Origin of the sequence: Cohnella baijiui (genome assembly GCF_020731285.1) — a bacterium.
Taxonomy (GTDB): Bacteria; Bacillota; Bacilli; order Paenibacillales; family Paenibacillaceae; genus Cohnella.
The window spans coordinates 21,872-41,210 of the sequence record NZ_JAJFOW010000042.1; the positions used below are offsets into that span (position 1 = coordinate 21,872).

The following is a 19,339-nucleotide window of genomic DNA, read 5'->3' on the forward strand; positions in this document are numbered from 1 at the left end:
TTTTCCCTCCTTATTTCTCGGATACGACCAGCGTGATGTGGCTGGAACGTTTGAAGATGCTGAACGCGCGGCCCTGCGAACGAGGTTGGAAACGTTTCAGGGTCGGACCTTCGTTGACGTATGCTTCGCTGATGACCAGCTTGTTCACGTCGAGTTGGTAGTTGTGTTCAGCGTTCGCCACCGCAGAGTTCAGCAGCTTCTCCAGAACCGGGGAAGCCGAACGCGGCGTGTGGCGCAGAATGGCGATCGCTTCGCCCACCTTCTTGCCGCGGATCAGGTCCACGACCAGTCGGACTTTGCGGGCCGGAATGCGAATGTATCTCGCAACGGCTTTCGCTTCTTGTGCCATCGATGTACCTCCTCCCGTACTGCATTCGCCGGTTGCCCGGCGTTACGGATTATCGTTTGCCCGTCTTCTTGTCGTCGGCGGTATGACCTTTGTACGTACGCGTAGGCGCGAATTCACCGAGCTTGTGACCGACCATGTCTTCCGATACATAAACCGGCACATGCTTGCGGCCGTCGTAGACGGCGAACGTGTGACCTACGAATTGCGGGAAAATCGTCGAGCGGCGGGACCACGTTTTGACGACGACCTTCTTGCCGGACTCGTTCATCGCGTCGACCTTCTTCATCAGATAGTCGTCGATAAAAGGCCCTTTCTTTAAGCTGCGACCCATGGGTAAATCCTCCCTTCAGCCCGTAATAGGGGCTCGCCTTTACTTGCGGCGGCGAACGATATATTGGCTTGAAGCTTTTTTCTTCTTGCGGGTTTTGTAGCCGAGGGTCGGTTTGCCCCATGGCGACATCGGAGACTTGCGACCGATCGGAGCGCGGCCTTCGCCACCGCCGTGCGGGTGATCGACCGGGTTCATGACGACGCCGCGGACGACCGGGCGCTTGCCCAGGTTGCGGGAGCGGCCCGCTTTACCGATATTGATCAGCTCGTGGTCTTGGTTGCCTACGGAACCGATGGTTGCGCGGCATTGCTTCAGGATGCGGCGGATCTCGCCGGATGCCAGGCGGATCGTGACGTACGTTTCTTCTTTACCGAGCAGCTGCGCTTCGGTACCGGCTGCGCGAACCAGCTGGCCGCCTTTGCCGGGCTTCAGCTCGATGTTGTGGATAACCGTGCCGACCGGAATGTTCTCCAGCGGCAGGCTGTTGCCCACTTTGATATCGGCTTCCGGACCGGATACGATCTCGTCGCCGACTTTCAGACCTTTCGGCGCGACGATGTAGCGCTTCTCGCCATCCAGGTAGTTGATCAGAGCGATGTAAGACGTACGGTTCGGATCGTATTCGATCGTAGCGACGCGGCCGGGAACGCCGTCCTTGTTGCGCTTGAAGTCGATGATCCGGTACTTGCGCTTGTGACCGCCGCCTTGGTGACGAACGGTGATCTTGCCTTGATGGTTGCGGCCGCCGCGCTTCGGCAGCGGTGCAAGCAAGGATTTCTCCGGTGTCGAAGTCGTTACTTCTTCGAACGTGGACATCGTCATTTCGCGACGGCTAGGCGATGTCGGTTTAAACTTTTTGACTGGCACTTGGTTTCCCTCCTTACTTTACGAAGATGTTAGACCGATGCTTCGAAGAACTCGAGCGGCTTGCTGTCGGCACTCAGTTGAACGATCGCCTTTTTCCATTCGGACGTGTAGCCCGAGTGACGACCGTAACGGCGCGGCTTAGCCGGCATGCGCAGCGTGTTCACGCTGACGACTTTCACTTTGAAGATCTGCTCGATCGCTTGCTTGATCTCCGTCTTGTTCGCGCGAAGATCCACTTCGAACACGTATTTCAGCTGTTCGACGAATTCGCTCGTACGTTCGGTGATGACCGGGCGCTTGATAATATCGCGAGGGTTTTTCATTACGCGAATACCTCCTCGACCTTAGCGACCGCGTCCTTCGTGATGATGAGCTTGTCATGAACAAGAACATCGAGCACGTTGATTCCGGAGGCGGATACGAACTTCACGCCAGGAATGTTGCGTGCGGACAGGGCCACGTTATTTTCGAAGTCGGCGGTAACGACGAGCGCTTTGCGACCGACTTTGAGGTTGTTCAGAATGCCTTGGAATTCCTTCGTCTTCGGTTGGGCCAGGCTCAATTGATCCAGAATGATAATGTCGCTAGCGATCACCTTGCTGGACAAAGCCGATTTGATGGCCAAACGGCGAACTTTGCGCGGAAGCTTGAAGCCGTAGCTGCGCGGGGTCGGTCCGAAGACGATGCCGCCGCCTTTCCATTGCGGGGAACGGATCGAGCCCTGACGAGCGCGGCCGGTGCCTTTTTGTTTCCACGGTTTGCGGCCGCCCCCGCGTACTTCGGAGCGTCCTTTTGTTTTGTGAGTGCCTTGGCGAACGGCCGCGTTTTGAAGAACAACGGCGCTGTGCATGACGGACGTATTCGGATTGACGCCGAAAATCGCCTCTGCCAGCTCGAGTTCTCCCACTTGGCCGCCGTTCACGTTGTATACAGTCACTTTAGGCATGAGTGGTCCTCCTTTCCTGTGCAATCTTGATTATTTCTTCACCGCAGAGCGGATTTTGAGGAAGCTGTTGCGCGCGCCCGGTACGGAGCCTTTGATCAGGATCACGTTGCGCTCTACGTCGATCTTAACGACTTCGAGGTTTTGGACCGTGATCGTCTCGCTGCCCATACGGCCGTGCATCTTCTTGCCCTTCGGCACGCGGTTGGCGTCGCGGATCGTCGCGAGCGAACCATTACCGCGATGGTACTTGGAACCGTGCGTCATCTTGCCGCGTTGGAAGCCCCAACGTTTGATCGCGCCGGCCGTTCCTTTCCCTTTGGAAATCCCCGTTACGTCAACAAACGATCCTTCCGCGAAAACGTCAACTTTGACTTCAGCGCCGACTTCGAGGTCGGATGCACCGCTGATTTCGCGAATGAAGCGCTTGGGCGCCGTATTGGCCTTTTTCGCATGGCCGACTTCCGGCTTGTTCGCGAGTTTCTCGCGCTTATCGGCAAAGCCGAGCTGGATTGCTTCGTAACCGTCGTTGTCCGCGTCTTTCTTCTGCAGCACGACGTTCGGAGTTGCCTCGATTACGGTTACCGGCACGACGCTGCCGTCGGCGGCGAACACTTGAGTCATTCCGAGCTTACGTCCCAAGATTCCTGGCATGTTGACACCTCTCTTCTATTCCTTATTCACATGTGGATATTGCGTATTAAAGCTTGATTTCGATGTCCACGCCGGACGGCAGGTCCAAACGCATCAGCGCATCGACCGTTTGCGGCGTCGGATTGACGATGTCAATCAAGCGCTTGTGCGTGCGCATTTCGAATTGTTCGCGCGAGTCTTTGTACTTGTGAACCGCGCGCAGGATCGTGATGACCTGCTTTTCGGTCGGCAGCGGGATCGGACCCGATACGCCAGCACCCGTACGTTTAGCCGTCTCTACGATTTTCTCCGCGGATTGATCCAGGATACGGTGATCGTAGGCTTTCAGGCGGATACGGATTTTTTGCTTTGCCATAGTGATTCCCTCCTTCATTCGTCCAATTTTGGAATCGGACATACTCCGCGAGAATACCCCGACTTACAACCCTGCTGCCTCTCTATGGCAAAGGGGCCGGGTGTGTCGGCAACCTCTCGCATCATCGCACAGTCACAGACCAACATTCACTATTATAGCGATTCGTCTAGGCCAATGCAACAAATTTTTGCACTTGTTTTCAAACGGATTTTCAGTCGTCCAACCGACCGTTTGCGGAGCGAGTATCTTCTATTATATAAGGCATGCTATACAGTAACCGGCCCGCTCCCGATTCGCAAAAGGAGCCGCACTCCGCCATCCGGCCGCGGACCGGCTAGCGGAGAACGGCTTGCCGCTTTCCTTTGTTTCGTTCGTCTCTATTGCGCTCTTTTATGCGGCCAGCTCGCGAAGATGCTGCGCGATTGCTTTTTCGCGTTAGCCTGATCCACTCGTTGACTTCCTTGGTAAACAGGTCGCGCCAAAAGCAAAAAAATCCCGTACCGGCGAACCGGTACGGGATTTCGTTTGGCCAAAGGCCGAATTACTTTTGGATGGTAGCAACAGCGCCGGCGCCAACCGTACGGCCGCCTTCGCGGATGGAGAAGCGAGTACCTTCTTCAACAGCGATCGGAGCGATCAGTTCGACGGTAACGGTGATGTTGTCGCCAGGCATAACCATTTCCGTGCCTTCCGGCAGGTTGATGATGCCCGTAACGTCCGTCGTCCGGAAGTAGAACTGCGGACGGTAGCCCGTGAAGAAAGGCTTATGACGGCCGCCTTCTTCTTTGGTCAGGACGTAGATTTGAGCGGTGAAGTTCGTGTGCGGCTTAACCGAACCCGGCTTCGCCAAAACTTGTCCACGCTCGATGTCTTTACGGTCAACGCCGCGAAGCAGCGCGCCGATGTTGTCGCCCGCTTGAGCGGAGTCAAGCAGCTTACGGAACATTTCAACGCCCGTAACGACGGATTTGCGAGTTTCTTCGTGCAGACCGATGATCTCGATTTCGTCGGAGATCTTGATCGTACCACGCTCTACGCGGCCGGTAGCAACCGTACCGCGGCCCGTGATCGTGAACACGTCTTCGACCGGCATCAGGAACGGCTTGGAAACGTCGCGCTCCGGCGTCGGGATGTAGGTGTCGACTTGCTCGAACAGCTCGACGATCTTGTCAGCCCAAGGGCCGTCCGGGTTTTGCAGGGCTTCACGAGCAGCGCCGCGGATGATCGGAGTGTCGTCGCCCGGGAACTCGTACTCGTTCAGCAGGTCGCGAACTTCCATTTCTACCAGCTCGAGCAGCTCTTCGTCTTCAACCATGTCGCACTTGTTCAGGAAGACGACGATGTAAGGAACGCCTACTTGGCGGGAGAGCAGGATGTGTTCGCGCGTTTGCGGCATAGGGCCGTCAGCAGCGGATACAACCAGGATCGCGCCGTCCATTTGAGCAGCGCCGGTGATCATGTTTTTAACATAGTCGGCGTGTCCAGGGCAGTCAACGTGTGCATAGTGACGGTTCGGCGTTTCGTATTCAACGTGAGCCGTGGAGATCGTGATCCCGCGTTCGCGCTCTTCCGGAGCCTTGTCGATTTGGTCGAATGCGACAGCAGCGCCGCCGTATTTCTTGGACAGAACAGTCGTGATGGCAGCCGTCAGCGTCGTTTTGCCGTGGTCGACGTGGCCGATCGTACCGATGTTTACGTGCGGTTTGTTACGTTCGAATTTAGCCTTTGCCATGGATCTTTTCTCCTCCTTGTAAGTAGAACGAGATTTAATTTATAGGTTGGCGGGCGGGAGCTGCCGCCGCAGCGGCATGCCCCGGGCCCGTCCGAATCCAAACCTGCGAATTAAGCGCCTTTGCTCTTCGAGACGATCTCTTCGGAGATCGACTTCGGCACTTCTTCGTAGTGCGAGAGCTCCATCGAGAAGACCCCGCGGCCTTGCGTGCCGGAGCGAAGAACGGTCGAGTAGCCGAACATTTCAGCCAGCGGCACTTTCGCACGTACGATCAGCGCCCCATGACGGGTGTCGCTGCCTTCGATGCGTCCGCGACGGGAGCTGAGCATGCCCATAACATCGCCCATGTACTCTTCCGGTACGGTAACTTCGACTTTCATGATCGGCTCGAGCAGGACCGGAGCGCACTTGTCCTTCGCTGCTTTGAGCGCCATGGAGCCGGCGATCTTAAACGCCATTTCGTTCGAGTCGACGTCGTGGTACGAACCGTCGAAGATGGTGGCTTTGATGTCGACGACCGGGAATCCGGCCAGAACGCCATTTTTCATCGACTCTTCGATACCGGCTTGAACCGGCGCGATGTATTCGCGCGGTACGACGCCGCCGACGATCTTGTTCTCGAAGACGAAGCCGGAGCCCGCTTCGAGCGGTTCGAACTCGATCCAGCAGTGGCCGTATTGGCCGCGGCCGCCGGACTGGCGAACGAACTTGCCTTCGACCTTCGCCGATTGCTTGAACGTCTCGCGGTAAGCGACTTGCGGCTTGCCGACGTTCGTTTCGACTTTGAATTCGCGAAGCATGCGGTCGACGAGGATTTCCAGGTGAAGCTCGCCCATACCGGCGATGATCGTCTGGCCCGTCTCTTCGTCCGTATGCGCGCGGAAGGTCGGATCCTCTTCGGAGAGCTTCTGAAGCGCGATACCCATCTTGTCTTGGTCGGCTTTGGTTTTCGGCTCGACCGCAAGTTGGATAACCGGCTCCGGGAAGTTCATCGATTCGAGGATAACCGGGTTCTTCTCGTCGCACAGCGTGTCGCCCGTCGTCGTGTCTTTGAGACCGACGGCAGCGGCGATATCGCCCGAATAGACAACGTTGATCTCTTGACGGCTGTTCGCGTGCATCTGCAGGATACGGCCGATGCGCTCGCGCTTGTTCTTCGTCGCGTTGACGACGTACGAGCCGGAGTTCAGTACGCCGGAGTATACGCGGAAGAACGTCAGCTTACCGACGAACGGGTCCGTCATGATCTTGAACGCAAGCGCCGCGAACGGTTGATCGTCAGCGGATTTGCGCGTCGTTTCCGTGCCGTCTTCGAGCGTTCCCTTGATGTCCGGAACGTCGACAGGGGACGGCAGGTAGTCGACAACCGCGTCCAGCATCGGCTGTACGCCTTTGTTGCGGTACGAGGAACCGCAGACGACCGGGAAGATTTTCACTTCGCAGACGCCTTTGCGGAGAGCTTTCTTGATCTCGGGGATCGTCAGCTCTTCACCCTCAAGATACTTCGCCATCAGGTCGTCGTCAAGCTCGGCGACCTTCTCGACCAGTTCCTGGCGCAGCGCTTCGGCTTGGTCGGCCAGGTCGGCCGGAATTTCTGCTTTTTCCGGTTCTTTGCCCAGATCGTCTTTGTAGACATAAGCAACCCGCTCAATCAGGTCGATCATGCCCAGGAAGCCGTTCTCGGCGCCGATCGGCAGTTGGATTGCGACGGCATTGGCTTGCAGACGCAAACGCATGTCATTGACAACGTTCAGGTAGTCTGCGCCGATGATGTCCATCTTGTTGACGTAAGCGATCCGCGGTACGCCGTAGCGATCCGCTTGGCGCCATACCGTCTCGGATTGCGGCTCTACGCCTTCTTTGGCGCTGAATACGCCGACAGCCCCGTCCAATACGCGCAGGGAGCGCTCGACCTCAACCGTAAAGTCAACGTGACCCGGAGTGTCGATAATATTGATGCGGTGACCCTTCCATTGAGCGGTCGTCGCGGCGGACGTGATCGTGATGCCGCGCTCTTGTTCTTGTTCCATCCAGTCCATCGTAGCGGCGCCTTCGTGCACTTCGCCGATCTTGTGGAGGCGGCCGGTGTAGAACAAGATCCGTTCCGTGGTCGTCGTCTTACCCGCGTCAATATGCGCCATGATGCCGATATTGCGCGTATTTTGCAAGGAGAACTCCCTAGCCATGCATTTGTCTCCTTTCGTTCCCGTGTCTCCGCGGGATTACCAGCGGTAGTGGGCGAACGCTTTGTTGGCTTCCGCCATTTTGTGCGTGTCTTCGCGTTTCTTGACGGCGGCACCCGTGTTGTTGGCGGCGTCCATGATCTCTGCTGCGAGGCGTTCTTCCATCGTCTTCTCGCCGCGGTTGCGGGAGTAGTTGACGAGCCAGCGCAGGCCGAGAGACGTACGACGCTCCGGCTTCACTTCGATCGGAACTTGGTAGTTTGCACCACCTACACGACGCGCTTTGACTTCGAGCACCGGCATGATGTTCTTGATCGCCGCTTCGAATACTTCCATCGGGTCCTTGCCGGAACGCTCTTGAATCAGGTTGAACGCATTGTACAACAGTTGTTGCGCAACGCCTTTCTTCCCGTCGATCATGATGCGGTTCACGAGGCGAGTTACCAGTTTGCTATTGTATACCGGATCCGGGAGAACGTCCCGTTTCGCGACTGGTCCTTTACGAGGCATCGAAATTCCTCCTTTCTCATTCTTGTTGAGCTAAGCCGCGCCTATACCTAGGCGGACGAATAAATCTCTTATTTCTTCACCTTCGCGCGCTTCGTGCCGTACTTGGAACGAGCTTGCTTGCGGTTGTTAACGCCTGCGGTATCGAGCGCGCCGCGGACGATATGGTAACGGACACCCGGAAGGTCCTTCACCCGGCCGCCGCGGATCAGCACGACGCTGTGCTCTTGCAGGTTGTGACCGATACCCGGGATGTAAGCCGTAACCTCGACTTTGTTCGTCAGACGCACGCGGGCGTACTTACGAAGCGCAGAGTTCGGTTTTTTCGGCGTCATCGTGCCTACACGGGTGCAGACACCGCGCTTTTGCGGGGCGCTCAGATCGGTCTCGACGCGTTTCAAAGCGTTGAAGCCCTTCTGCAGAGCAGGGGATTTCGATTTGACCACTTTGGGTTCGCGACCTTTACGTACGAGTTGGTTGATTGTTGGCATGTTGCCACCCCCTTCCCATGAATTCGAACTGCATGAAATAACGGCATCCGGTTCCCGTGGCGCGAAGCCCACAGATCCAGGCGGTTCATTTTGAGAAACGCGAAAGGGTCTTGCCGATTCGCCTCCCCAAAGAGAAGCGAACGGCTCGGACCCGGATCTCTATTCCTCTACAACCACGGCCATCGCCGTACCTACATCAATGCCGCACGCCTTGCCCAATTCCCGCATCGTCTCGACGGGCGTCACCGCCACGCCGCGCTGCTGGCACAACTGGGTGATGCGGCCGATCAGGCGCGAATCTGCATCTTGCGCGACATAGACGACAGAGGCTTTGCCTTGCTCTACCATCTTGGTCGTCTGCTTGGTGCCTACTCTAACGTTGCCTTCCTGCAAACGTCCTTTAAGTTCCACGGACATCCACCTCCGGCAAGCATAAAATGCAGCACGTCGGGCACACACTAGGATATATTAGCACCTGGGTGATGCACTGTCAAGGATCGTCCGGGATAGAATTTCTTGCGGTTCATGAGAGCGACGAACAGCGCCACGAGCGCCGCCGCGTAGACCGCGGCGAAGAGCAGGGTCAGGGCGATCCGCCACCCCGGCAGCGCCTCGTAGCGGACCAGAACGTCCATGACGCGAAACGCCGGCGGCACAAGCCAGACAGCGGGTCGGACGGCGTCCGGCAGCGCCTGGGCCAGCCCCTGGCCGGCGATCGAGACCGTCAGGACGATCGCAAGTCCAGCCAGCGCGTACGGCCGGGACGGGACGCTTTTCTCCGTGAAAAAGACGGCGCATCCGATGCCGAGCGCGGCCAGCGCCGCATGGGCCAGGAAGGCCGTCCCCAGCTCCGGAAACGTCGGCGTCCGGTCGAACTTGTGCAGCAGCGCCGGGTAGAGCGTAGCCAGCAGGCCGAGCAGCCATCCGATGCCGCCGATCGTCACTAGCTTGGCGGCATAGTAGACCCGGGTCCCGCGCGCATGCAGCACCGTCACGCGCTGCTGAACGATCGGCTCGGCGTCGACGAAGCCGAAGGCCAGCCAAGCGGAGACGACGAACAGCAGCGTGGAGGTGAAAGCATAGCTCTCCATGACCGGATTGGGCACGATGCTGTAGACGAAGCCGATCGCGCCGACAAAGACGAGCAGCGGCGCCAAATAGCGATAGGATCGGCCGTAGGAAACGAGCAGATAGCGAATCAGCGGCAGCATCATTCCTCCGTCTCTCCTTCCCCGGAGCGGACCGCCAGAATCGACGCGCCCGCGGACAGCAGCGCCTGCAGGAGCGCATCGCTCCGGTCTTCGTCCACCCAATAGCGCATTTGCCCGCGCTCTTCCCGGCTATTCATCACGCCCTCCGGCTCGCCGTACGAAGGCAGGGCTCCACCTGCCGGCAGGGCGCACTGAACAAGCCGCCAGCGTACGCGCACTTGCGGCGCGAACCGCTCCTCCCGCACGATTCGGCCGTTCGCGATCGCCAGCCGGCGATCCGCCAGCTTTTCGCTCCAGACCGGCTCGTGGCTGGCCAGCACGATCGTCGCTCCCGACTGCCGCATCTCCTCCAGCACACGTTCGCATTCGGCCTTCGCCTCTCCGTCCAGCCCGCCCAAAGGCTCGTCCAGGAGCAGGAGCTCCGGCTCGCGCAGCATGGCCTGCAGCAGGTTGATCTTCTGCAGCATGCCTTTGGAGTAGTCGTGCATGCGGAGCCGTTCGCTGCCGGCCGGCAGCTTCATCCGGGCGAGCAGCGTCTCAATCCTCTCCCGCGCGGCGCGCGGCTCCATTCCTCCGATGGCGGCCATATGGCCGAGATATTCCCGGCCCGTCAGCTTCAGCTTGGGCAGATGGTCCGGCGCGTAGCCGACCTCGAGGCGACTTCCTCGCGCAGGACGCGTCTCGCGGCTGCCGGACGTCAGCGCCGTCAGCCCGCCGATCGCGCGCAGCAGCGTGCTTTTGCCCGAGCCGTTCGGGCCTGTCAGCACCGTCGTTTCTCCCTTTGACAGATCAAGGTCGACCTTGTCCAACACGTTTCTTCCGCTATATCGCTTCGTTGCGTTCGTTAACGTCACCAAATGCTTTTCCGTCATCGTTTCATCACCTTAACCGCCAGGTTTGTACCGCCTCCCTATCTGATACCGATGATGGCGTCAAAAGTTTCCTTTTTCTCGCCGAAACAAGAATCGGATGCTGCGGTTTTAACGCGTCTCCGCTAATCGCCGTGTCTGCCTCGTTATCCGCACCGGGTGGATACTCCGTGCTCCGTGTCTTCGTGTCCCCTCGATTTTCCGTGTTATCCCCGTCTTGTGGATGCCGAGCGTCTTCGCTTCCCCTTCTGTCCACCGCTTTATCCCCGCCGTGTGCGTAGGTTGTGCATGAAGGAGACCCGCAGCGCCCCCGAGGGCGGGTTGCCCACAAGCTTCGACCTATTTGCCCGCCAAACGCCTGTGGATACGCGTGGTTCAGCGCTCCATTTACGCACATGTGCATAGGATTCCGCCGATTCGCCTCTACTTGGCCCGATGCGGGAAACCCCCGGTCCGCCCCGCGCAAAAAAGGCGGTCCCGGAGGACCGCCCTTCAATCCATGCGCTATGCGATTACTCGACCGTTACGGCTTCGAGATCGGCCGCTTCGTCCTCGGACTCGTCGAGCGGGTTCACGACGCGGATGTTGCGGTAGCGCGACATCCCCGTGCCCGCCGGGATGAGCTTCCCGATAATGACGTTCTCCTTGAGGCCGAGCAGGCGGTCGACTTTGCCCTTGATCGCGGCGTCGGTCAACACGCGGGTCGTCTCTTGGAAGGACGCCGCCGACAGGAAGGAGTCGGTCTCGAGCGAAGCCTTCGTAATCCCGAGCAGCACCGGACGGGCGACGGCAGGCTCTTTGCCTGCGAAGATCGCTTCGCGGTTGGCCGCTTCGTATTCGTGCACGTCGACGAAAGAGCCCGGCAGCAGCGTCGTGTCGCCCGGATCGACGATCCGGATTTTGCGAAGCATCTGCTTGATCATGACTTCGACGTGTTTGTCGTTGATTTCTACGCCTTGGTTCCGGTAAACGCGCTGAACTTCCTGGAGGATATAGTTCTGCACGCCGCGGACGCCTTTGATGCGCAGCATTTCCTTCGGGTCGATCGAGCCGTCGGTCAGTTCGTCGCCGGCTTCGATATGCAGCCCTTCGTAGACGCGGATGCGGGAGCCGTAGCTGACGGCGTATACCTTGGTTTCGGCATCGCCCTGCACTTCGATCTCGCGGCGGTCCTTCGTCTCGCGGATTTCCTTGACGACGCCGTCGATTTCGGAGATGACCGCCTGGCCTTTCGGGTTCCGGGCTTCGAAGAGCTCCTGGATCCGCGGGAGACCTTGGGTGATGTCGTCTCCGGCGACGCCGCCGGTGTGGAACGTACGCATCGTCAGCTGGGTACCCGGCTCGCCGATCGATTGGGCGGCGATGATGCCGACCGCTTCGCCGATTTCGACTTTTTTGCCGGTTGCCAGGTTGCGGCCGTAGCACATTTTGCACACGCCGTGACGGGCGCGGCAGCTGAGGACCGAACGGATCTGGATCCGCTCTACCCCGGCTTTGATCAGCTCTTCGGCCTTCAGCGTGTCGATCAGGTCGTTGCGACCGACGATGAACTCGTTCGTTTCCGGATGACGAACCGTCTCGTAAGCGTACCGGCCTTCGATTCGGTCGAACAGATCCTCGATGACTTCCTTGCCGTCCTCGATCCGGCTTACGATGATCCCCTTATCGGTACCGCAATCTTCCTCGCGGACGATAACGTCTTGGGCGACGTCGACGAGACGGCGGGTCAGGTAACCCGAGTCGGCGGTACGAAGCGCCGTATCGGCCAGACCTTTCCGCGCGCCGTGGGTGGAGATGAAGTACTCGAGTACCGTCAGGCCTTCGCGGAAGTTCGATTTGATCGGCAATTCGAAGATTCGTCCCGACGGCGTCGCCATCAGGCCCCGCATCCCGCCGAGCTGCGTGATCTGCGATTTGTTGCCCCGCGCTTTGGAGTCGACCATGAGCATGATGGAGTTGTAGCGGTCCATCGACTTCATGAGGACTTCGGTGATCTCGTCCTTCGTCTTCGACCAGATGTCGATGACGCGGTCGTACCGTTCTTCGTCCGTGATCAAGCCGCGGCGATATTGCGTCGAGATGACCTTGACGCTCTCGTCGGACTTCTTCAGGATGTCGAACTTCTCTTGCGGCACGGTGACGTCCGCGACGGCGACGGTGATGCCCGCGCGCGTCGAGTACGTGAAGCCGAGCTGCTTGATATCGTCAAGGATGACCGACGTCTTCATCGTGTGGTAGATGCGGAAGCACTCGCCGATGATATGGCCGAGATACTCCTTGCCTACCGCGCCAGGCGTCGGGATCTCTTGCATGATCTTGTCGAGGTCTGCGCCCTTGTCGTAGATGAAGTACTTCTCCGGCGTTCCCTTCAAGAGGTTGTCTTTGGTCGCCTCGTTGATATACGGGAACGTATCCGGGAAGATCTCGTTGAAGATGATCTTGCCGATCGTCGTCACGAGCAGCGCGCCTTGCTGCTTCTCCGTGAACGTCTTCTTGTTCAGCGCCTTCACCGGAATGACGACGCGCGCATGAAGATCGGCCGCGCCGCGCTGGTACGCGGACACCGCTTCGTTCACTTCGGACAGACGCATGCCGGCACCCGGCGCGTCCTTGTTGTCCATGGTCAGGTAGTAGCACCCGAGGACCATGTCCTGGGACGGCGTGACGACCGGCTTGCCGTCTTTCGGGTTCAGGATGTTGCCCGATGCCAGCATGAGCAGGCGGGCTTCCGCCTGGGCTTCGGCCGACAGCGGCACGTGGACGGCCATCTGGTCGCCGTCGAAGTCGGCATTGTACGCCGTACAGACGAGCGGGTGAAGCTTGATGGCGCGGCCTTCGACCAGGATCGGCTCGAACGCCTGGATGCCGAGACGGTGAAGCGTCGGCGCGCGGTTCAGCAGCACCGGATGCTCCTTGATGACTTCCTCGAGCACGTCCCAAACTTCCGGGCTGACGCGTTCGACTTTGCGCTTCGCGCTCTTGATGTTGTGAGCTTGGCCCTTGAGGACCAGTTCCTTCATCACGAACGGCTTGAACAGCTCGAGGGCCATTTCCTTCGGCAGACCGCATTGATACATCTTCAGGCTTGGCCCGACGACGATAACGGAACGGCCGGAGTAGTCGACGCGTTTGCCGAGCAGGTTCTGGCGGAAACGGCCTTGCTTCCCTTTGAGCATGTGGCTCAGGGACTTGAGCGGACGGTTGCCGGGACCCGTGACCGGGCGGCCGCGGCGGCCGTTGTCGATCAGGGCGTCGACGGCTTCCTGGAGCATCCGCTTTTCGTTCTGTACGATGATGTCCGGCGCGCCCAGATCGAGCAGACGCTTCAGTCGGTTGTTCCGGTTGATGACGCGGCGGTACAGGTCGTTCAGGTCGGAGGTCGCGAAGCGGCCGCCGTCGAGCTGAACCATCGGACGCAGTTCCGGCGGGATGACCGGCAGCACGTCGAGAATCATCCAGTCCGGCAGGTTGCCGGAGTTGCGGAACGACTCGATGACTTCCAGCCGCTTGATCGCGCGGTTGCGGCGCTGGCCTTGGGCCGTGCGCAGCTCTTCCTTGAGCATTTCGAGCTCGCGGTCGAGGTCGATGTCCTGCAGCAGCTTCTTCACGGCTTCCGCGCCCATGCCGGCTTGGAAAGCATAGCCGTATTTCTCGCGGTAGCTGCGGTATTCCTTCTCGGACAGCAGCTGCTTCTTCTCGAGCGGCGTGTCGCCCGGATCCGTCACCACGTAGGATGCGAAGTAGATGATCTCTTCGAGCGAACGCGGAGACATGTCGAGGGCGAGGCCCATCCGGCTCGGAATGCCTTTGAAGTACCAAATATGCGAAACGGGAGCGGCCAGTTCGATATGGCCCATGCGCTCGCGGCGCACTTTCGCGCGGGTCACTTCGACGCCGCAGCGATCGCACACGACGCCTTTGTAGCGAACGCGTTTATATTTGCCGCAATGGCATTCCCAGTCCTTGGTCGGCCCGAAAATTTTCTCGCAGAACAAGCCTTCTTTCTCCGGCTTCAGCGTGCGATAGTTGATCGTCTCAGGCTTTTTGACTTCGCCTCTCGACCAGGAACGGATCTTATCCGGGGAAGCCAATCCGATCTTCATAAACTCGAAATTGTTGACGTCTAACAAGGAGCAAGCCCTCCTTCATCGTTGCTGCGGATTTCGTTACGGGACGACGACGGCCTCCATGAACCGCACCTCCGCCGACGCACGGCAAGCTGCTAGGCTAGCAGCTTGCCTGCGGGCGGATTATCGCACTTTACTCGACGCCGACTTCGGAGCCTTCCAGGTTCAAGTTCAACTTGTCGCCCGCGGTATCGTCCTCGTCGTCGATTTCTTTCATTTCGATCTCTTGCTCGTCGCCCGACAGAATCTTCACGTCCATGCCAAGGCTCTGCAATTCCTTGATCAGAACCTTGAACGATTCCGGCACGCCCGGTTCAGGCACGTTCTCGCCTTTGACGATCGATTCGTACGTCTTCACGCGGCCGACGACATCGTCGGACTTGACGGTGAGGATTTCTTGCAAGGTATAAGCGGCGCCGTAGGCTTCCAGCGCCCACACTTCCATCTCCCCGAAGCGCTGGCCGCCGAACTGGGCTTTACCGCCCAACGGCTGCTGCGTAACGAGCGAGTACGGACCGGTGGAGCGCGCATGGATCTTGTCGTCGACCATGTGCGCGAGCTTGATCATGTACATGACGCCGACGGTGACTTCACGCTCGAACGGTTCACCCGTGCGGCCGTCGAACAGTCTCGTCTTGCCGTTGCGCTGCATGCCGGCTTCTTCCATCGTGTCGAAGACGTCGTACTCGTTCGCGCCGTCGAAGACCGGCGTCGCCGCGCGGATGCCCAGGTAGCGGCAAGCCATGCCGAGGTGGACTTCCAGCACCTGTCCGATGTTCATCCGGGACGGTACGCCCAGCGGGTTCAGAACGACCTGGACCGGCGTGCCGTCCGGCAGGAACGGCATGTCTTCTTCCGGCAGGATGCGGGCGATAACCCCTTTGTTGCCGTGGCGGCCCGCCATCTTGTCGCCTTCGGAGATCTTCCGCTTCTGCGCGATGTAGACGCGCACCAGCTGGTTGACGCCCGGCGGCAGCTCGTCGCCGTTTTCGCGGGTGAACACCTTCACGTCGACGACGATGCCGTCGGTGCCGTGAGGGACGCGCAGCGAGGTGTCGCGCACTTCGCGCGCCTTCTCGCCGAAGATCGCGTGCAGCAGCCGCTCTTCCGCGGTCAGCTCGGTGACGCCCTTCGGCGTAACTTTGCCGACGAGGATGTCGCCCGCGCCGATTTCCGCGCCGACGCGGATAATGCCGCGCTCGTCGAGGTTGCGGAGCGCGTCTTCGCCGACGTTCGGGATGTCGCGGGTGATTTCTTCCGGTCCGAGCTTCGTGTCGCGCGCTTCGGACTCGTATTCTTCGATATGAATCGAGGTATAGACGTCTTCCCGCACCAATTTCTCGGAGAGGAGGATCGCATCCTCGTAGTTGTAGCCTTCCCAGGTCATGAACGCAACGACAACGTTGCGGCCGAGCGCCAATTCGCCGTTATCCGTGGACGGACCGTCGGCGAGAATGTCGCCCTTCTTCACGATCTCGCCTTTGCGGCAGATCGGACGCTGGTTGATGCAGGTCCCTTGGTTGGACCGCATGAACTTCTGCAGCTTGTACTTGACCACGTCGCCCTTGACTTCCTTGCCGTCGATCGTCTCGATGCGGCGGAGCCAGATCTCGTTCGCGGAGACGCGCTCGATGACGCCGTCGTACTTGGAGACGATGCAGACGCCGGAATCCTTGGCCGACTTGTGCTCCATGCCCGTGCCGACGAGCGGCGCGTCCGGCACGAGAAGCGGAACGGCCTGCCGCTGCATGTTCGATCCCATGAGCGCGCGGTTGGAGTCGTCGTTCTCGAGGAACGGGATCATCGCGGTAGCCACGGATACGACCTGCTTCGGCGAGACGTCCATGTAGTCGACGCGGTCGCTGGACACGGTCAGGATGTTGTCGGAATGCGACTTGTTGTAACGGACGATAACCGTCTCTTCGGCGAACTTGCCTTCCTCGGTCAGCTCCGCGTTCGCTTGCGCGATGATATAGTTGTCTTCCTCATCGGCCGTCATATAGACGATCTCTTCGGTGACGAGGCCCGTGCTATGATCGACCTTGCGGTACGGCGCCTCGATGAAGCCGTACTCGTTGATCCGCGCGAACGTCGACAGCGAGTTGATCAGGCCGATGTTCGGACCTTCAGGCGTCTCGATCGGGCACATCCGGCCGTAGTGGGACGGATGGACGTCGCGGACTTCGAAGCCCGCGCGCTCCCGCGTCAGACCGCCCGGACCGAGCGCGGACAGACGGCGCTTGTGCGTAAGTTCGGCAAGCGGGTTCGTCTGGTCCATAAACTGCGACAGCTGGGACGAACCGAAGAACTCCTTGATCGCCGCGATGACCGGACGGATGTTGATGAGCGCCTGCGGCGTGATCGCGTTCTGGTCCTGAATGGACATACGCTCGCGCACGACGCGCTCCATCCGGGACAAGCCGATGCGGAACTGGTTCTGCAGCAGCTCGCCGACCGAACGCAGGCGCCGGTTGCCCAGATGGTCGATATCGTCCGTGCTGCCGATGCCGTGCAGCAGGTTGATGAAGTAGTTGATGGAGGAGATGATATCCGCCGGCGTGATATGCTTCACCGACTTGTCGATGATGCCGTTGGCGATCACCTTCACCACTTTGCCGTCCTCTACGGGAGAGTAAACGCTGATGCTTTGCAGCGGAATGTCTTCGGCTTCGTTCACGCCGCCGGTTACGCGGAAGTTCTTGAAGCCTACGTTCGTCTCCAGGCTAGGCAGAAGCTGATCCAGGAGGCGGCGGTCAATGACTTGGCCCGTCTCCGCGATGATCTCGCCCGTCGACGGATCGACGAGAGGCTCCGCCAGACGCTGATTGAAGAGGCGGTTCTTGATATGAAGCTTCTTGTTGATCTTGTAGCGGCCGACGTTGGCCAGGTCGTAGCGCTTCGGATCGAAGAAACGCGCGATCAACAGGCTGCGGGCATTCTCCAGGGTCGGCGGCTCGCCTGGACGGAGACGCTCGTAGATTTCGATGAGCGCCTTTTCGGTGGAGTCGGTGTTGTCCTTCTCCAGCGAATTGCGGATGAACTCGTCGTGGCCGAGCAGATCCAGAATTTCCGCGTCGGTGCCGAAGCCCAACGCGCGCAGCAGGACCGTTACCGGAATCTTGCGGGTCCGGTCGATCCGCACGTAGATGATATCTTTGGCGTCGGTCTCGAGCTCGAGCCAGGCGCCGCGATTCGGAATAACCGTAGCTGTGTAAGTCTTCTTGCCGTTCTTGTCGACCTTGGTGCTGTAGTAGACGCTTGGCGAGCGGACCAATTGGCTGACGATGACGCGTTCGGCGCCGTTGATGATAAAGGTGCCGGTCTCCGTCATGAGCGGGAAGTCGCCCATGAACACTTCTTGCTCCTTAACTTCCCCGGTCTCTTTGTTGAGCAGCCGGACTTTGACGCGAAGCGGAGCCGCAAACGTGACGTCCCGTTCCTTGGATTCGTCGACGGAATACTTGGGCTCTCCCAGGCTATAATCTACAAACTCCAGCACTAGGTTGCCCGTGAAGTCCTGAATAGGCGAAATGTCCTGAAAAATCTCCCGCAAGCCGTCGTCCAGGAACTTCTGGTACGATTGCTGCTGGATTTCGATCAGGTTCGGAATGTCCAACACCTCGTGGATGCGGGCGTAACTGCGTCGCGTGCGGCGACCGTACTGAACAAGATGTCCTGCCAACTTTACCTCACCCCTTCAGTCTACTTCAAAGCTAATGGAAAGCGAGAACGAGATCCTCTCTCCAGCACTAGCAGAGGCAGCCGTTCCGCGGGTAAACGCACGTGAAAAAGCGGCTTGGGCCGCGGGTTTAAGATGGCGCCGGAACGCAAATAAAGAAAAGCCCTTATGCGCCGTTTGGCGGCACAATGGCAACATATCCGGCCCATTTACCCAAAACAAACCCATTATACGCCAGAAGACGTATTTTTATTCCCGCTGAAGATTTAGGGCTTGGCATTTTAGCTCACTAAAGACAATAAGCCCATCTTAATACTGACATTTTTCAATGATACCACATCCACCAAATCAAGTCAAACCAATTTTGCGCGGTAAATGCGATACCCTTTGTCTTTGCCGATCTCCTCCACCGCATCTTCGCCGAACGTTTCTTCGAGCTTCGCCCGCGCGCTCGGCGCCCCTTGCTTGTTCTGGATCACGATCCAGAGCGAGCCGCCCGGGAGCAGATGGTCCTTGGCGTCCGTCAGGATCCGGTGCACGACGGCTTTGCCGGCGCGGATCGGCGGATTCGACAGGATGACGTCGAATCGGCGGCCGGCGACCGCTTCGTACAGATCGCTCGTCTCCACGGTTACGTTGGCGATGCCGTTCCGTTCGGCGTTTTCGCGGCTGAGCGCGACTGCCCTTTCGTTGACGTCGAGCATGGTGACATGTCCTCGCGGCGCAAGGCGGGCTGCCGTCAGTCCGATCGGACCATATCCGCATCCGACATCCAGTACCGCGGCGTCCGGCGGAATATCCATCATGCCGATGAGCACGCGGCTGCCGTAGTCCACCCCGTCCCGCGAGAACACGCCCGAATCGGAGGCGAACCGGAGCCGGAATCCGCGGAGCTCGGCCTCGATCGTCCGCTTGTCGCTGCGAACCGTCGGCCGCGCCGTATAATAGTGGTCGGTCATCTCCGTTCCTCCATCCTACCGTTGTCATCCTATTCTTCCCCCTATGCCGGGAGGAAACACCGTTCGATTCCGAACGAGGAAC

Annotated in this window: 17 protein-coding genes; all 17 read right to left on the reverse strand. The window is 59.1% G+C overall.

Annotated features, from left to right (window positions below; genetic code table 11):
* Positions 1-10: 10 nt before the first annotated feature.
* Entirely contained in the window at positions 11-349 is a 339-nt protein-coding gene (gene rplV, locus LKX83_RS26550; protein ID WP_227885865.1) for a 50S ribosomal protein L22, read from the reverse strand.
* A 49-nt stretch (positions 350-398) separates the two neighbouring features.
* Positions 399-680, reverse strand: a complete 282-nt coding sequence (gene rpsS / locus LKX83_RS26555) for a 30S ribosomal protein S19 (RefSeq protein ID WP_227885866.1) — start codon at positions 678-680, stop codon at positions 399-401.
* A 39-nt stretch (positions 681-719) separates the two neighbouring features.
* On the reverse strand, positions 720-1,547 hold the full coding sequence (gene rplB, locus LKX83_RS26560; RefSeq protein WP_227885867.1) for a 50S ribosomal protein L2: 828 nt from the start codon (positions 1,545-1,547) through the stop codon (positions 720-722).
* Between the two features lie 29 nt (positions 1,548-1,576).
* Positions 1,577-1,870, reverse strand: coding sequence for a 50S ribosomal protein L23 (gene rplW / locus LKX83_RS26565; protein WP_227885868.1), 294 nt, complete (start codon positions 1,868-1,870; stop codon positions 1,577-1,579).
* Entirely contained in the window at positions 1,870-2,493 is a 624-nt protein-coding gene (gene rplD / locus LKX83_RS26570; protein WP_227885869.1) for a 50S ribosomal protein L4, read from the reverse strand. Before rplD ends, rplW begins: the two co-directional genes overlap by 1 nt.
* A 30-nt stretch (positions 2,494-2,523) precedes the next feature.
* Complete coding sequence (rplC, locus tag LKX83_RS26575) at positions 2,524-3,144, reverse strand: 50S ribosomal protein L3 (protein WP_227885870.1); 621 nt, start codon at positions 3,142-3,144, stop codon at positions 2,524-2,526.
* A gap of 46 nt (positions 3,145-3,190) precedes the next feature.
* Positions 3,191-3,499: a 30S ribosomal protein S10 gene (rpsJ, locus tag LKX83_RS26580; protein WP_027092000.1), complete on the reverse strand. Its 309-nt coding sequence runs from the start codon at positions 3,497-3,499 to the stop codon at positions 3,191-3,193.
* 541 nt (positions 3,500-4,040) lie between these two features.
* The gene (gene tuf / locus LKX83_RS26585) at positions 4,041-5,231 is read right to left on the reverse strand and encodes an elongation factor Tu (RefSeq protein WP_227885871.1); all 1,191 of its coding nucleotides are present in this window, start codon (positions 5,229-5,231) and stop codon (positions 4,041-4,043) included.
* 110 nt (positions 5,232-5,341) lie between these two features.
* Positions 5,342-7,417, reverse strand: a complete 2,076-nt coding sequence (gene fusA, locus LKX83_RS26590) for an elongation factor G (RefSeq protein ID WP_227885872.1) — start codon at positions 7,415-7,417, stop codon at positions 5,342-5,344.
* Between the two features lie 36 nt (positions 7,418-7,453).
* The gene (rpsG, locus tag LKX83_RS26595; protein WP_227885873.1) at positions 7,454-7,924 is read right to left on the reverse strand and encodes a 30S ribosomal protein S7; all 471 of its coding nucleotides are present in this window, start codon (positions 7,922-7,924) and stop codon (positions 7,454-7,456) included.
* A 68-nt stretch (positions 7,925-7,992) separates the two neighbouring features.
* Positions 7,993-8,412 (reverse strand): 30S ribosomal protein S12, encoded by a 420-nt coding sequence (gene rpsL, locus LKX83_RS26600; protein WP_185672906.1) that lies wholly within the window; start codon positions 8,410-8,412, stop codon positions 7,993-7,995.
* A gap of 159 nt (positions 8,413-8,571) precedes the next feature.
* Entirely contained in the window at positions 8,572-8,823 is a 252-nt protein-coding gene (locus LKX83_RS26605; RefSeq protein WP_370639138.1) for a ribosomal L7Ae/L30e/S12e/Gadd45 family protein, read from the reverse strand.
* 47 nt (positions 8,824-8,870) lie between these two features.
* Positions 8,871-9,626, reverse strand: coding sequence for a hypothetical protein (locus LKX83_RS26610; protein ID WP_227885875.1), 756 nt, complete (start codon positions 9,624-9,626; stop codon positions 8,871-8,873).
* Positions 9,623-10,495 (reverse strand): ATP-binding cassette domain-containing protein, encoded by an 873-nt coding sequence (locus tag LKX83_RS26615; protein ID WP_227885876.1) that lies wholly within the window; start codon positions 10,493-10,495, stop codon positions 9,623-9,625. The genes LKX83_RS26610 and LKX83_RS26615 overlap by 4 nt, the downstream gene beginning before the upstream one ends.
* 509 nt (positions 10,496-11,004) lie before the next feature.
* Positions 11,005-14,595 carry a DNA-directed RNA polymerase subunit beta' gene (rpoC, locus tag LKX83_RS26620; protein ID WP_227885892.1) on the reverse strand — a complete coding sequence of 1,197 codons (3,591 nt, stop codon included), beginning with the start codon at positions 14,593-14,595 and terminating at the stop codon, positions 11,005-11,007.
* 157 nt (positions 14,596-14,752) lie between these two features.
* Entirely contained in the window at positions 14,753-18,301 is a 3,549-nt protein-coding gene (gene rpoB, locus LKX83_RS26625; RefSeq protein WP_227885877.1) for a DNA-directed RNA polymerase subunit beta, read from the reverse strand.
* 350 nt (positions 18,302-18,651) lie between these two features.
* Positions 18,652-19,257: a class I SAM-dependent methyltransferase gene (locus LKX83_RS26630; RefSeq protein WP_227885878.1), complete on the reverse strand. Its 606-nt coding sequence runs from the start codon at positions 19,255-19,257 to the stop codon at positions 18,652-18,654.
* Positions 19,258-19,339 lie beyond the last annotated feature (82 nt).

Bases quoted from the DNA above. Each gene is read 5' to 3' on its own strand.
- rplV (WP_227885865.1), bottom strand. From the start codon at position 349: ATGGCACAAGAAGCGAAAGCCGTTGCGAGATACATTCGCATTCCGGCC.
- rpsS (WP_227885866.1), bottom strand. From the start codon at position 680: ATGGGTCGCAGCTTAAAGAAAGGGCCTTTTATCGACGACTATCTGATG.
- rplW (WP_227885868.1), bottom strand. From the start codon at position 1,870: ATGAAAAACCCTCGCGATATTATCAAGCGCCCGGTCATCACCGAACGT.
- rplD (WP_227885869.1), bottom strand. From the start codon at position 2,493: ATGCCTAAAGTGACTGTATACAACGTGAACGGCGGCCAAGTGGGAGAA.
- rplC (WP_227885870.1), bottom strand. From the start codon at position 3,144: ATGCCAGGAATCTTGGGACGTAAGCTCGGAATGACTCAAGTGTTCGCC.
- rpsJ (WP_027092000.1), bottom strand. From the start codon at position 3,499: ATGGCAAAGCAAAAAATCCGTATCCGCCTGAAAGCCTACGATCACCGT.
- tuf (WP_227885871.1), bottom strand. From the start codon at position 5,231: ATGGCAAAGGCTAAATTCGAACGTAACAAACCGCACGTAAACATCGGT.
- fusA (WP_227885872.1), bottom strand. From the start codon at position 7,417: ATGGCTAGGGAGTTCTCCTTGCAAAATACGCGCAATATCGGCATCATG.
- rpsG (WP_227885873.1), bottom strand. From the start codon at position 7,924: ATGCCTCGTAAAGGACCAGTCGCGAAACGGGACGTTCTCCCGGATCCG.
- rpsL (WP_185672906.1), bottom strand. From the start codon at position 8,412: ATGCCAACAATCAACCAACTCGTACGTAAAGGTCGCGAACCCAAAGTG.
- LKX83_RS26610 (WP_227885875.1), bottom strand. From the start codon at position 9,626: ATGATGCTGCCGCTGATTCGCTATCTGCTCGTTTCCTACGGCCGATCC.
- LKX83_RS26615 (WP_227885876.1), bottom strand. From the start codon at position 10,495: ATGACGGAAAAGCATTTGGTGACGTTAACGAACGCAACGAAGCGATAT.
- rpoC (WP_227885892.1), bottom strand. From the start codon at position 14,595: ATGAAGATCGGATTGGCTTCCCCGGATAAGATCCGTTCCTGGTCGAGA.
- LKX83_RS26630 (WP_227885878.1), bottom strand. From the start codon at position 19,257: ATGACCGACCACTATTATACGGCGCGGCCGACGGTTCGCAGCGACAAG.